This window comes from Amycolatopsis lurida (assembly GCF_900105055.1).
GTDB classification, from domain to species: Bacteria; Actinomycetota; Actinomycetes; order Mycobacteriales; family Pseudonocardiaceae; genus Amycolatopsis; species Amycolatopsis lurida.
The window spans coordinates 1,702,589-1,721,657 of record NZ_FNTA01000004.1; the positions used below are offsets into that span (position 1 = coordinate 1,702,589).

Here is a 19,069-nt window from a genome sequence, read left to right on the forward strand (position 1 = left end):
GACGATCAGGCGTCCGGCGGCGGGAACGGCCTCGCCGTGGTCGGCGGCGAATCGGCGCACACTGGGCCGTGAAGCTCTGGTCGAACATCGCCCGCACCTGGAACGTGGTCGCCGTGTACGAGCCCTGAACAGTGTTCAGCATGACGGTGCCCCGCCACGCCGAGCCGCCGCAGCGCCGGTCGCCACCGGTTCCCGCCGGTGGCCAGCCCCAGCGCCACCAGGCCGGCGCAGTATTTGCTCACCGACTGCTCCCGGATCCGCAATTTCGCCAGCGCCTCGGTGACGCTGTTGCGCTCGGACGCCGACTTCACCTCCAGCAGCACCAGGTCGCCCCCGGCGGCGAGGCTCCGCGAACCCGAACGCCAGATCAGCGACGTGTCGCAGGTGATCCGCGCGTCGGCGGTGACGAAGGTGGTCCGCCGGTAGTCGGTGACCAGCGCGGGAGTCAGCGGCCGGGGCGCGGGCCGGCCGTAGGCGGCGGTGAGCGCGTCGTCGAGGAACGTCAGCGCGGGCGCGGTCAGGCCGTGTGCCGCCTCGGCCGGGTGCGGGCGGCGGACCTTGACCGTCTCGTCGCGCTTCACGCTGACCTTGAGCTCGCAGTAGGTGTCGGCCGAGTCGATGTAGGTCCGGGTGCGGATCTTGAACCGCCGCCGTCGGTCTTGCCGGTGCGCCCGGAAGATCGCGAGGTCCGGGGTGTCGAAGTACGTCGACGAGTAGCCGAACACGCGTTGCCCGTCGATCGCCAGACAGCGCAGCGACGCTCTCAATGCCTCTGTGACGGCCAGGAAGTCGCTGAGTGGCAGGACGTACTTGCGATCCGTCCGGCTCATCAGCCCGCTCGTGGCGACCACTTCGGCCAACGACAGCGCGGGGAGGCCTTTCGCCACCGCCGCGACGGTGGCCGTTCCGCGCCCGCTCACCGGTGCCCCGCCGGGGCGCCGTGGACGACGGCGGCGGCGTCCGGACGGAACCGGACGTCGACGACGGTCACCTCGCGGACATAGTCCACTTCGGACACACTGTGCCGCACGACGGTTCCGCCGAGCCGCGCCCGGAGCTCCATCAGCATCGTCTGTTCGTCGGGGTACACGGTGTCGAGCACGACCGTGCGCCGCTGCGGGCCGCGCGTGCGCGACGGGTGATCCGCGACGTACATGACGGCGAGCAGCAGGACGTTGAAGACCGCGACGATCCGCCAGTCCGCGGACGGCAGCCCGTTCACCAGCCCCAGCACCAGCGCGACGAAGTAGTACGCGACCTCCTGCTGGCTGATCGAATCGGACCGCAGCCGGATGATCGACAGCACGCCGAACAGGCCGAGGCCGAGCGCGCTCGCGGTCGACACGGAAAGCAGCACGGCGACCGAAACGCAGACGCCGACGTTCAGCGCGAGATAGGCGCAGGCGAGGTCACCACGATGGTGACGACGGGCGTAGATGCCGTACGCGAGGATGACGGCCGCGACGAGATCGACGGCGAGATGAAGGAGTGTCGTGGTCATGAAAACCACTGTGGCGCGAGAAGAAGAGACCGCTGTGAGAGCCGGATGAGAACCGTCTCATCCGGACTCACCGAGCCGATAGCCCATGCCTCGCACGGTTTCGATCCGCTCGGCGCCGATCTTTCCGCGCAGGTAACGGATGTAGACGTCCACCACGTTCGATCCGGGGTCGAAGTCGAAACCCCAGACCCCGCCGAGCAACTGTTCCCGGGAGAGCACCTGGCCGCGGTTCCGCAGCAACGTCTCCAGCAGTGCGAACTCGCGAGCGGTCAGGTCCTTCTCCTCCCCCGCCACCGAAACCTTCCTGGTGCGCAGGTCGAGCGACAGGTCCCCGGCACGCAGCACCGCCGGCTCGGCTTCGGGATTTCCCCGTAGCCGCAGGCGGATCCGAGCCAGCAGTTCTTCGAACGCGAACGGTTTGGCCAGATAGTCGTCGGCGCCGCCGGACAGCCCGGCGACGCGGTCGACGACGCTGTCCCGCGCGGTCAGGATGATCACCGGCACCGTCCGGCCCGCCGCCCGCAGGGCCCGCAGCAGATCCGAACCGTCGAGATCCGGGAGACCGAGGTCGAGGACCACCAGGTCGTGCGCGCCGGTCAGCGCCTCGGTCAGCCCTTCGGAGCCGGTCTTGACCCAGCGGGTCGCGAACCCCTGCGCCCGCAGGCCCTTCTCCACGAACGCGCCGATCCGGGCGGAATCCTCCACCACCAGCACACTGGTCACCGGTCCGCACCTTCCGCCACGGGGATCTCCATGGTGAACCGCGCCCCTTCGCCGGGCGCGGTGTCGAGCAGGACACGGCCACCGTGCGCTTCGGCGATCGCGGCGACGATCGCGAGGCCCAGCCCGGCGCCGTCGTCGCCGTTCGAGTTGCTGCCGCGTTTGAACCGCTCGAAGATCCGGCTTCTCGAATCCGGGGGGACTCCCTCGCCGGTGTCGCGGACCCAGAGCCGCGCCGTCGTCGCGGTCACCTCGGAGCCGAGGGCGATCTCCTGGCCTGGCGAAGTGTGCCGGACGGCGTTGGAGACCAGTTGCAGCAACGCCTGCGCGAGCCGCTGGCCGTCCGCGCGGACCGTCGCCTCGGCGACCGCGTCGAGCCGCCAGACGCGGTCGGCCAGCGGACGGGATTTGGCGAGGGTCTCGACGGTGAGATCGGCGAGGTCGGTGTCGCCGGGCGTGAGGAAGTCGGGGTTGCCGGATTTCGCGAGGACCAGCAGGTCGTCCACGATCCGTTGCATACGCCCGAGTTCGTCGAGGACGAGATGCCGGGTGGCGGCGTTCTCCTCGGGGTCTTCCCCCATCAGCTCGAGATGGCCCCGGACGATCGTGATCGGCGTGCGCAGTTCGTGCCCGGCGTCGTCGATGAACTCGCGCTGCCCGGCGAAGGCGCTTTCGAGCCGGTCCAGCATCGTGTTGAAGGTGCGCCCGAGCGCGGCCACATCGTCCGAGCCGCGGACCTCGATCCGGCGCGAAAGGTCGGTCTCACCGATCTGTTCGGCGGCCAGCCGGACCTCCCGCACCGGCGCGAGGATACGGCCGGCGACCAGCCAGCCGATCAGCCCGGCCAGCACGAGCGCGGCCCCGGACATCGCGGCCATCACGCCGACGACGTCGTTGATCTCGCCGGCGGCGTGGTCGACGAACTCGACGATCACCAGCGCGCCGCGGCCCGGTGAGCCCTCGATGGTCACCGGGACGACGCCGTACCGCGCGGATCCGACCGCGGTGGTGACCGTGCCGTACGCCGGGCTCGCCGCCCGGGACAGTTCCGCGACGAACTTCGGGTCGGTGTCGAGCCGGACCGGCGGCTCGATCGCGCTCCGCCTCGACGCGACGCCGTCGCTGATCGAGAAGAACGTCTCGTACTTCTCGGGCAGGTTCCGTTCCAGGTGACGGCCGAGGACCGCCTCGACGGTGGCGGGCTGCCCGGCCGGGCGGGCGTCCGGCGACGCCAGGAAGGCCCGGAGTTTGCCGGTCTCGTGCGCGATCTCGTTGTCGAGGCGCTGGTCGAGCTGGTTGTGCAGGACGGTGCGGGTGGCCAGCAGCGATCCGGCGAGCGCGAGCAGCACGACCAGCAGGACCCACGCGAGGATCCGGGCGCGGGCGCTCATCGGCCCGGCTCAGTCGTCGAGGTCGAAGTGGTCGTCGGCGTCATCAGGGTCATCATCGAGGTCGTCGTCGTGTCCGGCCAGCCGGGGCGGGACGACGGCGGGCGGGGCACCCGTTTCACCCGGCCCGGTGGCGGCCTGCCCCGCCGGGGCGACGACCGCCGGGCCGAGGTCGGGCGGCGAGGCCGCGGTGGCCGCGATGACGGCGAACGTGCCGGTGGCCGCCACCACGACGGCGGCGACCCCGGCCAGGACGATCATTCGGACTCGCATACCACCCAGGCTGCCCGGCGCGGGTGAGTCAGCGATGAGGGCTCGATGAGAACTTTCTCATCCGCGGGCTCACCGATGCGCGTGCGGATACTCCGGCGAGCGGTGCTGGAAGGCCAGGATGTCGGGATTCCGGATCGTGCCTTCGCTGATCTCGATCGCCCGGTCGAGCGTCGGGTCGGCGGCCCACGCGGTGCGCCCCGCCAGCACTCGCTCCAGATGCGGCAGCAGGGCGCCGCTGATCTCCCAGGTCGCCGAGTCCCAGAGGTAGGACGGGCTGTGGTCGACGGCGTAGTAGGTGACGCCGCGGACCTGGAAGGTCGGCTCCGTGAACGTCGTCGGCTTGGCCCAGCTGAAACCCATTGCCTCGTCACAGGAAACGTCGACGACGAGGCTCCCGTGCCGGAACACGGCGAGGTCTTCCTCCACGAGGAACGTCAACGGCGCCTTCGGGTCCTGCAGCACACAGTTGACGACGACGTCGTGTCCGGCGAGGAACTCCGCCAGTGGCACGCGTCCGTCCTCGGTGATCGCGTGACTGCGGCGGAGGTCCGCCGGGCCCTTCAGATCGTGGTCGAGATGCACGATGTTCGCCGAGTGGATCGGCGACCCGACCGCGGTGACGCCGCGATGGGTGAGGACGTGCACGTCGTGGATCCCGTGCGCGTTCAACGCCGTCACCGAACCACGCGCTGTGGCACCGAAGCCGATCACAACGGCGCGGAGACGGCGGCCGTAGTCGCCCGTCGAACCGATCAGCTGAAGCGCGTGCAGCACCGAGGAATAGCCGGCCAGTTCGTTGTTCTTGTGGAAGACGTGCAGACCGAAAGAACCATCACCGCGCCAATGGTTCATCGCTTCGAAAGCGATGAGGGTCAGCTTCCGGTCGATGGCCAGCTGCGTGAGCTTGTCGTCCTGGACGCAGTGCGGCCAGCCCCAAAGGGTCTGTCCCGGCCGGAGTTCGGCCAGGTCTTCCGCGAGCGGTTTGGCGAGGAGAATGACGTCGCAGTCCGCGATCAGTCGTTCACGGGAACGCATCGCCCCGACCAGGGGCGCGAGGTCGTCGTCCGGGATGCCGAAGCGTTCGCCGTAGCCGTTTTCGAGAAAGATGCGTTCACGGATACCGGGGTCGATCCGCTCGAGATGGCGCGGATGGATCGGAAGCCGCCACTCGTTTTCTTTTCGCGAGCGGGAAATGACGCCGAGAGTGAGTTGGTCCACTTGGGGCCCCTTAAATAGACCTTCAGTCTAAACGCAGGGGCGTGGCGTAGACTCAGGGTGTCCGAGAGCATCTCGTGCGCAGGCGTTCGAGTCCGCGTCGTCCTCGGCCCCCATCCGGCCGCTCGGCCCGGGACGGAGCACCGCCATGACGACGGTCTCGCACAGGAACACCGTTGCCCCTCCGAAACATGTCGCCCGCCTGCGCCTGAAGCCCAAAGCGTCCGCGACCGGTCACGTCGACGGCGCGTGGTGGCCCGCCTCCCGTGACCTCGCCGCAGAACTGCCGTTCCTGCTGGTGGTATTGGCCGTCCAGCTGGAACACGTCGAGCGGGTGACCTACAACCTCACGGCCTGGCCGTCCACTCCCCGGCGGCTCGTCGTCGAAAGCGGGGACGTCCGGCTCGAAGGGTTCCGCTCGCAACACCCCGCCACCGTGACGGTGATCGGCACCGCGGGCAGGCGGCGGCTGACCCTGCTGGTCGTCCCTCCGGAGACCGAACCGGACCTCGCGCACCGCCTGCTGATGACCGCGGCGCACCGGGAGAGCGTCGACGGCATCGACACGCTGCTCACCGGCGAATGACGGCGAGCGTCATTTGAACGCCACCGCGTTCCGCGCCGCCCATTCGGCGAAGGTCCGCCCCGGTCGTCCGAGCACCTTCTCGACGTCGGGGCTGACCCGCCGCTCTTCCTCTGTCGGACCGCCGAGGATCGAGAGCGTGGCCTCCACGACCACCGGCGGCATGAACTCCGACATCGCGGCACGTGCTTCGTCTTCGCTCAGTTCGGCGAATCGCAGCGGTTCGCCGAGCGCGTCGCCGAGATCCGCCGCCTGCCGCCGCGGCGAGATCGGCTCGGGTCCGGTGAGCACGTAGGTCCGGCCGTGGTGGCCGGGTTCCCGCAGCACGGTCGCCGCGACGTCGGCGATGTCCGCCGGGTCGATGACGGGCAGCGCGACGTCGCCGAACGGCGCGGCGACGACCCGATCGGCCCGGATGGCCGGTGCCCACTGGAAAGCGTTCGACGCGAAGCCTCCCGGCTGCAGTACTGTCCACTTCGGACTCATCGCTTTGACCGTCTCCTCGAACGCGGGCGCGTGCCGTCCGGTCGCGACCCCTTGGGAGGACAGGAGGACGATCTCGGCGTCACCCGCCGCCGTGACGACCTCCGCGACGTCTCCGCCCGCCGCCAGGAATTCTCCCGACGTCAGCAGGAAAACCCGGTCCGCTCCGGCGAAGACCTCCTTCAGTCCTTCGGTACGGGCGAGGTCGGCCCGCACGGTCCGCACCCCCTCCGGCAGGTCCGACGGCGAGATCCGGCGCGACACCGCCGTCACTTCCTCCCCTGCGGCGACAAGGTTTTCCACCAGCAGCCGTCCTACGTTCCCGGTCGCTCCGGTCACCACGATCATGGTCACTCCTCGGTTCGCGTTTCGTTGACGCGGCCGAAGCTACCTTCCCGGTGATAGTAGGTACCTAGAGGAAAGTAATGGGAAAACGACCCCTTCGTGAGCGCGATCACAACTTCGAAGCCGCGAACGGCCGCTTAGGGTCGGGCACATGCCCGAAACCGCACTCGGCCCGCTGCGCGTCCTCGACTTCTCGCGGGTGCTCGCCGGCCCGTTCGCCACCATGCTGCTGGCCGACCTCGGCGCGACGGTGATCAAGGTCGAGCGGCCGGGCACCGGCGACGACACCCGCAGCTGGGGACCGCCCTACGACGCCGCCGGCCAGGCGACGTACTTCCAGTCGGTGAACCGGAACAAGACGAGCGTGGCGCTGGACCTCGGCGATCCGGGCGATCTCGCCAAGGCCCGCGCGCTCGCGCTGGAGGCCGACGTCGTGGTCGAGAACTTCCGTCCCGGCGTGATGGAGCGGCTCGGTCTCGGCCCAGAGGTCCTGCTGGCGGCGAATCCCGGCCTCGTCCTGTGCTCCGTCACGGGTTTCGGTTCCGGCGGCGGCGCCGCGCTGCCGGGTTACGACCTGCTCATCCAGGCCGTCGGCGGGCTGATGAGCATCACCGGCGACCCGGCGGGCGAGCCGCAGAAGGTCGGCGTCGCCCTCGTCGACGTCCTGGCCGGGCTGTTCGCGAGCGTCGGCATCCTCGCCGCATTGCGCCATCGCGACCGGACCGGGCAGGGGCAGCGGGTCGAGATCGACCTTCTCTCCAGCCTGCTCGCCGCGCTGGTCAACCAGGGCAGCGCCTACACCTCCGGCGGGACGGTCCCGGCGCGGATGGGCAACCGGCATCCCAGCATCGCGCCCTACGAACTCGTCCCCTGCGCCGACCACGAACTCGCGCTCGCCGTCGGCAACGACCGGCAATTCGCGGCGTTGTGCGAGGTCATCGGGCTGCCGGAGCTCGCGGGCGAAACCCGGTTCGCGACCAATCCGGCGCGGGTCGAACACCGGGCCGAACTCCGCACGCTGCTCGAAGACCACCTCGGCCGGCGTCCGGCGGCCGAGTGGGCGGCGGAGTTGAGCGCGGCCGGGGTGCCCGCCGGGGAGGTCAACGACATCGCGGGCGCGTTCGCGCTGGCCGAACGGCTCGGGCTGAACCCGATGGTGGACCTCCCACGGCCCGACGGCACCTCGGTGCGGCTGACCCGCAACCCGATCGGGCTGTCGGCGACGCCGGCGCGCTACGAGACCGCGCCGCCGGACGACCCCGGGCAACTCACCCTTCCGTTGCCCGGCTGGAGCTGACGGGGAGCCGTCAGCGGACTGTCAGCGCTTCGTCAACACCGGCCGCGAAGCTCCCTGCCATGACGAACAGGACAGTCCTCATCTCCGGCGCCAGCATCGCCGGTCCCGCCCTCGCCTTCTGGCTTTCCCGCCAGGGCTACGCGGTCACCGTCGTCGAACGGTCGCGGGAGCTCCGCGGCGGCGGACAGGCGGTCGACTTCAAGGGCGCCACCCACCGCTTCGTGCTGGAGCGGATGGGCATCCTCGAGGAAATCCGCAGGCACCAGACCGGCGGGCTCGACCAGACCATCGTCGACGCCGAGGGACGGCCGCTCGCCGTCCTGCCCGGAGAGTTCACCGGAGGCGACGTCGAGATCCGCCGCGGCGACCTGGCCCGGATCCTCCACGAACGGACCGAGCGGGACTGCGAGTACGTCTTCGGCGACTCGATCGCTTCACTGACCGAGACCGCCGACGGCGTCGACGTCACCTTCGAGCGCGGTGCCCCCAGACGCTTCGACCTCGTCTTCGGCGCCGACGGTATCCACTCCACGGTGCGACGGCTGGCGTTCGGCCCGGAAGCCGACTATGTGGAACACCTCGGTCACTACTACGCCCTGGTCGAGACCGACGAGGCCGACGGCGGTCCGGCGGTGATGTACAACGAGCCCGGCCGCATGGCGGCGACCGGCGGGCCCAAGGCGAACGCGTTCTTCGTGTTCGCCTCCCCCGAACTCGCCTACGACCGGTACGACATCGGACAGCAGAAGGACATCTTGGCCGGCGCGTTCGCCGACGGCGGCTGGCGGCTGCCGGAACTGCTGGAGGTGGTGAAGCGCTCGGACGACGTCTACCTGGATTCGATCGCCCGGGTCAAGATGGACGGCTACTCGACCGGACGCGTCGCGCTCCTCGGTGACGCGGCCTACGGCAACACCCTCGGCGGCTTCGGCACCGGGCTCGCGATCGTCGCCGCGTATGTCATCGCGGGCGAGCTCGCCGCGGCGAACGGCGACCATGAGCCTGCCTTCCGCCGCTACGACGAGAAGTTCCGCGGCTACGCCAAGGTGGCCCGCAACGCCAACGCCGGCCCGTTCCTCGCGCCGCCGACGAACCTGCGGATCAAGCTGCGCGACCAGATGTTCCGGCGGCGGCTTCTGCTGCGCTCGATGCTGTGGGTGACCGACAAGCTGGCCACCGACATCACGCTCGACGAGTACCCCGCGCTCGCCAGGCTGGGCTGATTCACAGCGGCGGCGCGGCTCCGTTCGTGCTCATCGGGGCGCCTGGCCTTGGCGCTGGCCGGGTTCATCCCCGCGGGTCTCTGGGCGTTCCGCCGGGCGATCACCTGACTTCGGCGTGCGCCCTCCGCGATGTCGTGGTCGGCTGGACGAAGTTTCCCGCGTGACGTTTCCGGGGAAGCCGTGTCTTAGCTGGTGAGGTGAAGGGAGCTTCGGCATGACGGCGCTGCACAGGTGCGCTCGATGACGACCTCGGAGAGAACCGAACCGCTCGCGGCCGGCGAAACCATGCTGGACGACGCGACGCTGGTCGCGCGCGCCCGCGACGGTGAGATCCGCGCGTACGAGCAGCTCGTCCTGCGGTTCCAAGGGCCGATGTACCGGCTGGCGCTGCGGATGCTCGGGAACAAAGGGGACGCCGAGGACGTCGTCCAGGAGGTGTTCCTCGTCGCCTGGCGAAGGCTCGACCAGCTGCAGGAGGACGCGGCGTTCGTCGGCTGGCTCTACCGGATGACCACCAACCGGTGCCTGAACGTGATCCGCGCCAGGAAGCCGGTGGCCGACGTCGAGCTGGATCAGCAGGAGTCCGCCGGTTCGGTGGGACGGCCGGACCGCGCGGCGGAGACGAGCGCGCAGATGGCGGCCCTGACCGGGGCCTTGGACCAGCTGACCGCCGAGCAACGGGCCTGCTGGCTGTTGCGCGAGGTCCACGGGCGCTCCTACGAGGAGATCGCGAAGGCGATCGGGGCGACCACCACCGCGGTGCGCGGACGCATCGCGCGAGCACGAGCACAGTTGGCGGAGGTGATGGCGCCATGGCGATGAACCACGCGACCCGCGACTACCTGCTGCCGTGCGGCCGTGATGTGGAACAGATCTGGGACCGGCTCGATGAGGTCGATGCCGGCCGGGCGGACCCGCACGAACTCGACTGCCCGCACTGCCGGGCGACCAGGGAGAGCCTCCGCGTGTTGCGCGGGCTGACCAGGGAACTGGCCGAAGACGACGCCGAGCCCTCGCCGGATCTCACCAGCCGGATCATGTCCGCGATCCGCGCCGAGGTGCGGCGCCGGGACCTGGTGCCGCTGGCCAGCCCGGAACCGGGCGACGTGCAGGTGAGCGATCAGGCGGTCGCGGCGGTGCTGCGGTTCGCCGCGGACTCCGTCGACGGTGTCCGCGCGCGGCGCTGCCGGGTCCACCGGTCGGGGGAAGACGCCGACGCGCTGGCCGTGGACGTGGAGCTGAGCCTGGCGATAGCGCATGATTTCGACGGTGACTCGCTGGACCTGGTCCGCGAGCGGGTCACGGCGGCGGCCGGCGCCAGGGTGGGTCTCCGGCTGGCCCGGCTCGATCTGGTGGTGGAGGACATCTATGACGCGTGAGCAGGCCCCGGCCAGGCCACTGACCGAAACGGTGATCTCCCCGCCGGTGATCGCGGCCGTCGCCGCGCATGCCGCGGCCCGGGTCCCCGGCGTGGTCCGCCTGGAACCCGGGCTGCGCGGCCTGGCCGGTTCGCTGACCCGGATCGCGCGGCAGCGGATCAAGGGCCTCGAACCGGCGCCGACGGAGGGGGTCCGCGCGTTCGTCGAGCACGATCCGACGGACGTCCGGGTGGAGATCGACCTCTCCCTCTCCGGGCTGGACCAGGCCGCGGCGACGGCGCAGGCGGTTCAGCGTGCCGTCGGCAAGGCGGTCACCGAGGCGACCGGGCTCACCCCGTCGGCCGTCTCGGTGTCCATTTTGGACATCGAAATCCGTGGAGGACTGTTGTGACCGCACGATCCGAACTGACCGCGTCCCTGCTGAGCACCCTCCGCGAGGTGCCGGGGCTGCGCGCGGCCACGCCGTCGACCACCGCCGCCGCCTCGGCGGTGCCGTGGGACCTCGACGTGATGGCCGTCGACATCTCCGAGAACGTCGTCGAGATCCGCGTGGTCGCGCTGGAGGTACCGATCCCGCCGCTCACGGAGGTCGCCGGGGCGGCCTTGCGCGCGGTGCTCACCGGAACCCCGTGGGAGAACGCGGACCTGCGGATCGTCGTGACCGACGTGGACGCCGCCGCACTCGTTCCCTGACCCGAAAAAATCGCGGTGGCCACGCCCGGAAGCGTGGCCACCGCGATCATGGGGTGGGGACCTAGTTCTTGTTGGTGCCCGGCGTCAGCACCTTGTCGATGACGAAGACGGTGGCGTTCTTGGTGGGGATGTTGCCGCACAGCACCTTCGCGCCGTTGACGGTCATGTTCTCGCCGGAACCCTCGATCTTCACCGGGCCGCCCGCGGTGTTCAGGCTCTCCACGGACTTGGCGGACTCCAGGCCCTTGGCGTCGTAACGCTTGCCGACGACGTGGTACTGCAGGATCGGGGCCAGCTGGTCCGGCTTGCCCGCCAGCTCGGTGAACTTGGCGTCACCCAGGGCCTGGAAGGCCGGGTCCGCCGGGGCGAACACGGTGATGGCCTGCTGGCTGTTGAGGGTGTCGACCAGGTTGGTGGCCTTGACCGCGGCGACCAGCTTGGTCAGCAGCGGGTTGGTCGACGCGGCACTGGCGACCGGCTGCGGGCCCATCGAGTCCAGCGAGCCGGGCGCACTGCCCTGCGGCAGCTGCGAACAGGCCGGGCCGAACACGTCGGCGTTGGTGGTGACGCCGTCACCCGAGGCGGCGCTGGACATCGGGGCCGACATCGACGAGGACGGGGCGGGCGCGGGGGCACTGCTGGAGCTGCCGGACGAAGCGCTGTCGTTGCTGCTGCAGGCGGCCAGGGCCAGCGCGGTGACCGCGGTGAAACCGATTCCTGCGACGCGAAGCTTGCTCACGGAAAATCACTCCATTTGTTTTTCGGACTCTTGCCGGGTATTCGGACCTACTGCGAAATCGGATTGCCCCTCTTTCGAGTGACGCCGATCACCGTGCGGTGAAACTGATGACATGCCAGCCCGTCGCGCCGTCCGGAACGGTTCCCGCGCGGGCGTCGGTCTGGGTGTAACCGGATTTGTCGACAGCCCGGACGGTGACCTGGTGACTGCCGGCCGGGACCTCGAATTCGGTCCACCACATCCGCCAGGTGTTGACGCCCACCTCACGGGAAAGCGTTGCGGGCTGCCAGTTCCCGTTCGCGCCGAGCCGGACTTCGACCCGCTCGACACCGGTGTGCTGCGCCCACGCCACGCCCGAAACGCGGACCTTCCCCGCGGGCACCGTTTCGAATCCTTTCGGACTGTCGATCCTGGACTGCGTTTTGATCGGGGCCTGTTCACCCCAGCCGCGGTCGAGCCAGTACGCGCGGCGCGCTTTCCAGGTGGTGATCTCCAGGTCCTTAACCCACTTCGTCGCCGAAACATAGCCATAGAGACCCGGGATGACCATTCGCGCGGGAAAACCGTGTTCGACCGGGAGGGGTTCGCCGTTCATCCCGATCGCCAGCATCGCGCCCCGCTCCGGGTCGAGCGCGGCCACGACCGGGCTGCCCGCCGTCCAGCCGTCGACACTGGTGGAGAAGATCTGCTCCGCACCCGGCAGGACTTCGGCCTCCCGCAGCAGATCCCCGAGGTCGACGCCGATGAAGTTCGCCGTGGACACATAGGTCCCGCCGACCTCGTTGGACACGCAGGTCATGGTGATGGTGCGCTCGATCAGCGGCCGGTTGCGGATCTCGTCGTAGCTGAAGCGTTTTTCGTTGCGCACCATGCCATGCAGCCGGAGGCTCCAGTCCTCGGCCCGGACCTGCGGCACCGACAGCGCGGTGTCGACGCGGTAGAAGTCACGGTTCGAGGTGAGGAACGTCGGCGTGCCCAGTTTGGCGAAATCCGCGTCGGCCGGGATCGGCGGTGCCGGCTTGGCGGGAACGAGGCGTCCGATGGCCGTCCGGGAAGACTCCGCGTCCCGGGTGCCGGCGAGGAGCTGCCCTCCGGCGCCCGCCGCACCCGCGGCGACGACGGCACCGGCTCCGGCCAGCAGCACCGACCTGCGGGACGGAGCGGCGCCGGAAGACTCCTCCTCGGCCCGCGACCTGGCCGAGGCCAGGCGATGCAACCAGAGGAAGACGCCGACCCCGGCGATCAGGCTGGCCAGCGGCGCGAGCAGCGCGACCGTCGAGAGGTCGGGGCGCTGCGACACGGCGAACCCGCCCAGCAGACCGAAGGCGGCGATCAGCACGACCCCCGGAACGGGTGACCGGCGCGAGACGACCCCCGCCACGGCTGCGGCGAGCACCATCACGACGGCCATCCCGCCGAGCAGCACGAGCTTGTCGTAGACGCCGAACGTCCGGACCGCGAAGTCCTTCAGCTCCACCGGCGTCAGATCGATCGCCCCGTTGCCGACCGCGAGGTACGGCGAGGCGTTGGCGCTGAGGAACCCGGCCACCAGATGACCGGCCGCCAGCGCCGCGGCGAGGGCCACGACACCGATCAGCGCCGCCCCGAAGAGAGGAAGGCGTGGTTCCCGGTCGGCCCGCGAAGTCTTCATGTCAGGTATTCGGCACCATCGGGCCCGCGGACTGGTTTTCCTTTCACCACAACGAAAAGGCGCCTTTCACACAGAGCCGCGCCCAGTATTCGTGGCCGACCGGCCCGCGGACAGGTCACGAAAGGGACACGACCCCGAATGCGTGCGATCACGCGAGTCACGCCACCCACCCGAGTTGCCCTGCTCACCCCGGCTTGCATGGTCATACACACCTATGCATATACTTCCATCATGTCCAAGGTACTCACCTCTCTGCCTGTCGGCGAACGCGTCGGGATCGCCTTCTCCGGCGGCCTCGACACCTCGGTAGCGGTCGCGTGGATGCGCGAGAAGGGTGCAGTGCCGTGCACCTACACCGCTGACATCGGCCAGTACGACGAACCCGACATCGCGTCGGTCCCGGGCCGGGCGAAGGCCTACGGCGCCGAGATCGCGCGCGCCGTCGACTGCAAGGCCGCGCTGGTCGAGGAAGGGCTCGCGGCGCTGGCCTGCGGCGCCTTCCACATCCGCAACGGCGGCCGCACCTACTTCAACACGACCCCGCTCGGCCGCGCGGTCACCGGCACGCTGCTGGTGCGCGCGATGCTCGAGGACGACGTCCAGATCTGGGGCGACGGGTCCACCTTCAAGGGCAACGACATCGAGCGGTTCTACCGTTACGGGCTGCTCGCGAACCCGTCCCTGCGGATCTACAAACCGTGGCTGGACGCCGCGTTCGTCAGCGAGCTCGGCGGCCGCAAGGAGATGTCCGAGTGGCTGCAGGCCCACGGCCTGCCGTACCGGGACAGCACCGAGAAGGCCTACTCCACCGACGCGAACATCTGGGGCGCGACGCACGAGGCCAAGTCGCTGGAGCACCTCGACACCGGCATCGAGATCGTGAACCCGATCATGGGCGTCCGGTTCTGGGACCCCGAGGTCGAGATCGCGCCGGAGGACGTCACGATCGGCTTCGAGCAGGGCCGCCCGGTGACGATCAACGGCAAGGAGTTCGCCACCGCGGTCGACCTGGTCCTGGAGGCCAACGCCATCGGCGGGCGGCACGGGCTCGGCATGTCCGACCAGATCGAGAACCGGATCATCGAGGCCAAGAGCCGCGGTATCTACGAGGCGCCGGGCATGGCGCTGCTGCACGCGGCGTACGAGCGGCTCGTCAACGCGATCCACAACGAGGACACCCTCGCCAGCTACCACAACGAAGGCCGTCGTCTCGGCAGGCTCATGTACGAAGGCCGCTGGCTGGACCCGCAGGCGATGATGCTGCGCGAATCACTGCAGCGGTGGGTCGGCGCGGCCGTCACCGGCGAGGTCACCCTGCGGCTGCGGCGCGGCGAGGACTACTCGATCCTCGACACCACCGGCCCGTTCTTCAGCTACCACCCGGACAAGCTGTCCATGGAGCGCACCGAGGACTCGGCGTTCGGCCCGGTGGACCGGATCGGCCAGCTCACCATGCGGAACCTCGACATCGCGGACTCGCGCGCCAAGCTCGAGCAGTACGCCGGGCTCGGCATGGTCGGTGGCGGGCACCCGACCCTGATCGGCGCCGCGCAGGCCGCGTCGACCGGTCTGATCGGGGCCATGGACGCGGGCGGCGCGCAGGCGATCGCCTCGCGTGGCAAGGCCTCGGGCGAGGACGAACTGCTGGACCACGCCGCGATCGAATCCGGCACGGACTGACCCGGACGAACGGGACGCGAAAGCGCCGGGCGCGCGGCATCGAAGCCGTTCGCCCGGCGCTGTTCTTCATCCGGTCAGCCGCCGAGCTTCGACCGGCGTTCCGTCAGCTCGTCGACCAGACGGGTGATCTCGACCTGCCCGATCGCTTCGGCCAGCACGGCGACCGACGCGATGCTCTCGATCCGGTACTGGACCGGCACCCCGCCGGAGGCTCGCGATCGCGCCTCGGCATCCGCCTTCTTCTCCGCTTCGACGGACGAGAAGACGCTCCCGGCACCGCCGTTGACACAGCTGATCGAAGCCGAACCGTTCAACGGCAGACTGGCGCTTTCCCGGCAACTGCCCGCCGCGCGGCCACCGATGGTCACGTTCGCGGTCATCGTGGCGTTGACCTTGCCGCTGACCTTCCCACCGCTGCTCGCCGAGGCGGAGTTGGACACGTTCGCCGTCACCGTGCAGCCCGACGAGCCGCACGCGACCGTGGCCGCACCGTTCATGTCGAACCGCACACTGGTGTCGACGGCACCGGACAGCTTCTTGGTGTTCGCCGTCAGATCTTCGTAGACGGCGTCGGTCTCCTGCGGCGACAAAGCGTCCACATCGGACTCACCGAGGCCGGCGCCGGACGGGATCGGCGGCCGTGACTCCGAGCCGGGCATGGACGGTATCCCGCCGGGCATTTTCACGGAGTAGCGGAGAAGCCGGTGCGGTGCCTCCTTCGAGACGTACAGGTCACCCGCCGGCGTGCTCGCCTTGAGCGCCGGAACGTCCCGCACGGTCTCGTTCTGATCCCCGGGGATCTCGTCCGCCCGGTCCAGCGCCGCGCGCAGCCGGGCGGCGAGTTTCTCCGGGGACTCGAACTGCTGCAGAGCCGGGCCGAACAGCGCGTCCTCGCCGGTGATCCACCGGTCCTTGAGCTCGTCGGTCCCGCCCGCGTCCGCCATCGCCCCGGGCAGCATGCCGTCCGGCGCCTTGAAGTAGACCTTGCCGCCGACGACCAGGATGTCGATCTTCTTGCCCTGGAAGGACATCGTGCCGGACGTCTCACCGTGCGCGGTGGTCTTGACGTCCGTCTTGATCATCCCGCCGACCCCGGAGGTGCTGTTGCGGACGGCAGGCGCCGAAGAAAGCCCGGCGAGCGCCTGCTCGAAGGGTTCACGGTCCCCCTTCGACGGCCACAGGAGCCAGGTCGTCAGACCCGCGAGGAGCACCAGCACCAGTCCGGCGATCCCGCCGAACAGCAGCCACCGGGGTTTCCGGGCGGGCGGCCCCGGTACCGGTTGCGGGACCCAGCCCTGCGGCGGCGGCCACTGCGCGCCTCCGGGTGGGATTGTTTGCTCCACGTCGCCCTCCATCACTGTTCTCACCGGACGACCTCACGCTAGGGAGGAATGATGAAAACTTGATGAAACGCGATCCGACGAACCGGAAGGCCCTGCCGCGCCGGGCGGACGCGGCAGGGGAAGCCGGTTCAGCCCTTGCGCGCGAACGAGATCCGGTGCAGTCCGCCGGGCTGCTCGTCGGCCAGGTACAGCTCGCCGTTCTGGTCGGTGCCGAACGTGGTGGCGTCGAGCGGGAACTCGCCGATCCGGGCGCTTTCGTAGGTGCCGTCGGTCTTCTTGCGGACGGCCCAGGCCGTTCCCTGGCAGAAGTCGGTGGCGAGGTAGGTCCCGCCCGCCAGCGCCGCGTACTTCCTGCCGCGGTAGACATGCCCGCCGATCACCGCGCAGCCTTCCGCGCCGGAGATGTAGTGGAAGACCGGATCGGTGTAGGTCACGCCGTCCTTGCACCGTGTCTCGTCGAACACGACCGGCCCTTCTTTGCAGGACCAGCCGAAGTTCGCGCCGCCCTTGCCCTTGGCGAGGTGGTCGACCTCCTCGAACCGGCCCTGGCCGACGTCGCCGATCCACAGCGAACCGTCGGCCGGATCGAAGGAGAACCGCCACGGATTGCGGAGCCCGTACGACCAGATCTCCGGACGCGCGCCCGCGACGCCGACGAACGGATTGCCTGCTGGGACGCAGTACTTCAGCGGACGGCACGCGCGGTCGACGTCGATCCGCAGGATCTTGCCCAGCAACGTGTCCAGGCGCTGCCCGCTGGCTAGCGGATCGCCGCCTCCGCCACCGTCACCGATCCCCCAGTACAGATACCCGTCCTGGCCGAACGCCAGCTGGCCGCCGTTGTGGTTGGGGAACTCGGAATGCGGCTGGGTGATCAGCTCGGTGAGCTCGCCGGTGTCCAGCCGGACGCGGGACAGAGTCACCGCACTGTCGGCTTTGCGGGTGTACGCGACGTAAACCCGCCGGTCCTTGGCGATCGCCAACCCGAGCAGCCCGCGCTCGACGTCCGCGCCGTTCACCTTGGCGCTGATGTCCAGAACCGGCTTGGCGGCGAGCCCGGTCCGGGGATGGTAAGCCCGGACGACGCCTCTCTTCTCCACGATGAGGATCCGGCCGCTGCCGTCGTTCAGCGCGGTGATCGCGGTCGGGTTGACCAGCCCGGACGCGACCTTGGTCGCCGTGGCGGTCAGCTCGCCGAGCGGAACGCCCCGCGTCTCCCCGGGTTCCGCGCTGCTCATGGCCGGGAGCAGCGCACCCGCCAAAGCGAGCCCGGCCACCAGGGACAACCCCCGGCGGAAGTGCCGTCGCGTCATGAGGACTCCAATCGCCAGTGAATGGTCTGGTCCAATTCAACTGCGACCGGAGGAGCGGCGGTACCTCCATCCGCGAGCTTTCCGTCGGTTTCTTTCCGTCTTCAGGCAACGCCTCGGAGGGATGGAGTTGCGGCCGAGCACTCGTGGAATGGACACCATGCGCCCGCAAGCCTTCGGCGACACGCCGTTCCTGGCCGCCACATTCGAGGGAAACACTCGGATAGCGGTGTGGGATCCGACGCCCATACCGTTGGCTGGAGGGTCGAAATGGAGCCTGGGCCACCAGGAACCTAGCGTCGGACAACGATCGATCAGCTGTGCGGGCGGCGATGATCTGATGACCGAAGAAGATGACAGCCCCGGGGAACATATCGGGGCCACCGAGCATGGGGACGACCTCGGCTCACTGGACGACGAGCTGGTACGTCTCTACAACGACGGCGAGACGATCGAAGGTCTCGCGAAACGCTACGCGTTGAGCTATCACAAGGTACGCACCACCCTGCTGACCGCCGGTGTCACGCTCCGGCCGCCGAAAATCCAGCTCCCGCCCACACCTCCAGGCCTGGTCAACGCCTATCTGGCGGGCCGGAGCATCCGGCAGCTCGCCGACATTCACGGTATGAGTTACAACCAGACCCGCCGAATCCTTCTCGCCGAAGGCGTCACCCTGCGCCCACGAGGGCGACAGTAGTCACTCTTGCCGACTGTCACCCGAGGCGGGCTCTCCGGGCGGGCGGCGTCACGCCACGCCCGGAGAACCGAAGCTCTACTCACAGCGCATGACTTCTGCCGTCACGCAGAGTACACAATCCAGATGTAGCGTTCCATTACGCTGGCCTGGTCCTTTCCACTTCTCTTGATGTGCGCCCACTCGCCCGATAAGGTCGAATCTACGGGCTCGCGAAGAGCTCATTCGCAAATTGAGCAGGCTGGGATTGAAAGTCTCCTTGTGAGTGACGAGCGCAGCTTACAGCCACTCAGTCAGCAGCTTTCAGCACCCCGTCACACCTTTGTGCAACCGCAGCAGCAACACGCCACACGATGGCCTGACATGCGGTTTCTCTCTGCGCATGCGCAAGTTCGGCCACCTTCGTGCGCGGACGCCGCGCGCCGGACCCAACGGCCGACCTCACACCGAGATGGACATCCTCTGATCTACTGATCAGTAGTCGCGGAAACGGCCTAGTTCGCGAAATCCACCCGACACCAATGAGTGTATGGATGGTCACGAAAGCTGCTG

At 69.2% G+C, this 19,069-nt stretch carries 20 protein-coding genes; 9 read left to right on the forward strand and 11 right to left on the reverse strand.

Annotation, left to right across the window (positions count from 1 at the left end; translation table 11 throughout):
- Positions 1 to 5: 5 nt before the first annotated feature.
- From BLW75_RS13135 to BLW75_RS13160, 6 genes are all read right to left on the reverse strand, one after another.
- The gene (locus BLW75_RS13135; RefSeq protein ID WP_241784038.1) at positions 6 to 887 is read right to left on the reverse strand and encodes a polyphosphate polymerase domain-containing protein; all 882 of its coding nucleotides are present in this window, start codon (positions 885 to 887) and stop codon (positions 6 to 8) included.
- A gap of 29 nt (positions 888 to 916) precedes the next feature.
- Positions 917 to 1,501 carry a DUF4956 domain-containing protein gene (locus BLW75_RS13140; RefSeq protein WP_034321767.1) on the reverse strand — a complete coding sequence of 195 codons (585 nt, stop codon included), beginning with the start codon at positions 1,499 to 1,501 and terminating at the stop codon, positions 917 to 919.
- A gap of 57 nt (positions 1,502 to 1,558) precedes the next feature.
- The gene (locus BLW75_RS13145) at positions 1,559 to 2,224 is read right to left on the reverse strand and encodes a response regulator transcription factor (protein ID WP_034321764.1); all 666 of its coding nucleotides are present in this window, start codon (positions 2,222 to 2,224) and stop codon (positions 1,559 to 1,561) included.
- Positions 2,221 to 3,612, reverse strand: coding sequence for a sensor histidine kinase (locus tag BLW75_RS13150; RefSeq protein WP_034321762.1), 1,392 nt, complete (start codon positions 3,610 to 3,612; stop codon positions 2,221 to 2,223). Before BLW75_RS13150 ends, BLW75_RS13145 begins: the two co-directional genes overlap by 4 nt.
- Before the next feature lie 9 nt (positions 3,613 to 3,621).
- Positions 3,622 to 3,882, reverse strand: a complete 261-nt coding sequence (locus BLW75_RS13155; protein ID WP_034321760.1) for a hypothetical protein — start codon at positions 3,880 to 3,882, stop codon at positions 3,622 to 3,624.
- Positions 3,883 to 3,951: 69 nt separating this feature from the next.
- Complete coding sequence (locus tag BLW75_RS13160; RefSeq protein ID WP_034321758.1) at positions 3,952 to 5,100, reverse strand: N(5)-(carboxyethyl)ornithine synthase; 1,149 nt, start codon at positions 5,098 to 5,100, stop codon at positions 3,952 to 3,954.
- Positions 5,101 to 5,245: 145 nt separating this feature from the next.
- On the opposite strand from BLW75_RS13160, the gene BLW75_RS13165 reads away from it, so the two are divergent.
- On the forward strand, positions 5,246 to 5,683 hold the full coding sequence (locus tag BLW75_RS13165) for a DUF5994 family protein (protein WP_034321756.1): 438 nt from the start codon (positions 5,246 to 5,248) through the stop codon (positions 5,681 to 5,683).
- Positions 5,684 to 5,692: 9 nt separating this feature from the next.
- On the opposite strand, the gene BLW75_RS13170 is transcribed toward BLW75_RS13165, so the two are convergent.
- Positions 5,693 to 6,511 carry an NAD(P)H-binding protein gene (locus BLW75_RS13170; protein ID WP_034321833.1) on the reverse strand — a complete coding sequence of 273 codons (819 nt, stop codon included), beginning with the start codon at positions 6,509 to 6,511 and terminating at the stop codon, positions 5,693 to 5,695.
- 148 nt (positions 6,512 to 6,659) lie between these two features.
- Here BLW75_RS13170 and BLW75_RS13175 point away from each other — a divergent pair, with 148 nt between their 5' ends.
- The 6 genes from BLW75_RS13175 (at position 6,660) to BLW75_RS13200 (ending at position 11,100) form a co-directional block, all read left to right on the forward strand.
- Entirely contained in the window at positions 6,660 to 7,805 is a 1,146-nt protein-coding gene (locus BLW75_RS13175) for a CaiB/BaiF CoA transferase family protein (protein ID WP_034321754.1), read from the forward strand.
- 59 nt (positions 7,806 to 7,864) lie between these two features.
- Complete coding sequence (locus BLW75_RS13180; RefSeq protein ID WP_034321750.1) at positions 7,865 to 9,028, forward strand: FAD-dependent monooxygenase; 1,164 nt, start codon at positions 7,865 to 7,867, stop codon at positions 9,026 to 9,028.
- Positions 9,029 to 9,268: 240 nt separating this feature from the next.
- Positions 9,269 to 9,850, forward strand: a complete 582-nt coding sequence (locus BLW75_RS13185) for an RNA polymerase sigma factor (RefSeq protein ID WP_034321748.1) — start codon at positions 9,269 to 9,271, stop codon at positions 9,848 to 9,850.
- Positions 9,841 to 10,407, forward strand: a complete 567-nt coding sequence (locus BLW75_RS13190; RefSeq protein WP_034321746.1) for a hypothetical protein — start codon at positions 9,841 to 9,843, stop codon at positions 10,405 to 10,407. Before BLW75_RS13185 ends, BLW75_RS13190 begins: the two co-directional genes overlap by 10 nt.
- On the forward strand, positions 10,397 to 10,798 hold the full coding sequence (locus BLW75_RS13195; protein WP_034321743.1) for an Asp23/Gls24 family envelope stress response protein: 402 nt from the start codon (positions 10,397 to 10,399) through the stop codon (positions 10,796 to 10,798). Before BLW75_RS13190 ends, BLW75_RS13195 begins: the two co-directional genes overlap by 11 nt.
- Entirely contained in the window at positions 10,795 to 11,100 is a 306-nt protein-coding gene (locus BLW75_RS13200; protein WP_034321741.1) for a hypothetical protein, read from the forward strand. The genes BLW75_RS13195 and BLW75_RS13200 overlap by 4 nt, the downstream gene beginning before the upstream one ends.
- Before the next feature lie 61 nt (positions 11,101 to 11,161).
- Here the strand turns inward: BLW75_RS13200 and BLW75_RS13205 are convergent, their stop codons facing one another.
- Together BLW75_RS13205 and BLW75_RS13210 are read right to left on the reverse strand one after the other, a co-directional pair.
- Positions 11,162 to 11,839, reverse strand: a complete 678-nt coding sequence (locus tag BLW75_RS13205; RefSeq protein WP_034321738.1) for a fasciclin domain-containing protein — start codon at positions 11,837 to 11,839, stop codon at positions 11,162 to 11,164.
- An 88-nt stretch (positions 11,840 to 11,927) separates the two neighbouring features.
- On the reverse strand, positions 11,928 to 13,490 hold the full coding sequence (locus BLW75_RS13210; protein WP_034321736.1) for a molybdopterin-dependent oxidoreductase: 1,563 nt from the start codon (positions 13,488 to 13,490) through the stop codon (positions 11,928 to 11,930).
- 231 nt (positions 13,491 to 13,721) lie between these two features.
- Between BLW75_RS13210 and argG the strand changes: the two genes are divergently transcribed.
- Entirely contained in the window at positions 13,722 to 15,170 is a 1,449-nt protein-coding gene (gene argG, locus BLW75_RS13215) for an argininosuccinate synthase (protein WP_034321733.1), read from the forward strand.
- Positions 15,171 to 15,244: 74 nt separating this feature from the next.
- On the opposite strand, the gene BLW75_RS13220 is transcribed toward argG, so the two are convergent.
- Together BLW75_RS13220 and BLW75_RS13225 are read right to left on the reverse strand one after the other, a co-directional pair.
- Positions 15,245 to 16,513, reverse strand: coding sequence for an SON protein (locus tag BLW75_RS13220; protein WP_241784036.1), 1,269 nt, complete (start codon positions 16,511 to 16,513; stop codon positions 15,245 to 15,247).
- A 128-nt stretch (positions 16,514 to 16,641) separates the two neighbouring features.
- Positions 16,642 to 17,826 carry a PQQ-dependent sugar dehydrogenase gene (locus BLW75_RS13225; RefSeq protein WP_034321727.1) on the reverse strand — a complete coding sequence of 395 codons (1,185 nt, stop codon included), beginning with the start codon at positions 17,824 to 17,826 and terminating at the stop codon, positions 16,642 to 16,644.
- Between the two features lie 148 nt (positions 17,827 to 17,974).
- Between BLW75_RS13225 and BLW75_RS13230 the strand changes: the two genes are divergently transcribed.
- Positions 17,975 to 18,520, forward strand: coding sequence for a helix-turn-helix domain-containing protein (locus BLW75_RS13230; RefSeq protein ID WP_241784034.1), 546 nt, complete (start codon positions 17,975 to 17,977; stop codon positions 18,518 to 18,520).
- Positions 18,521 to 19,069: the final 549 nt, after the last annotated feature.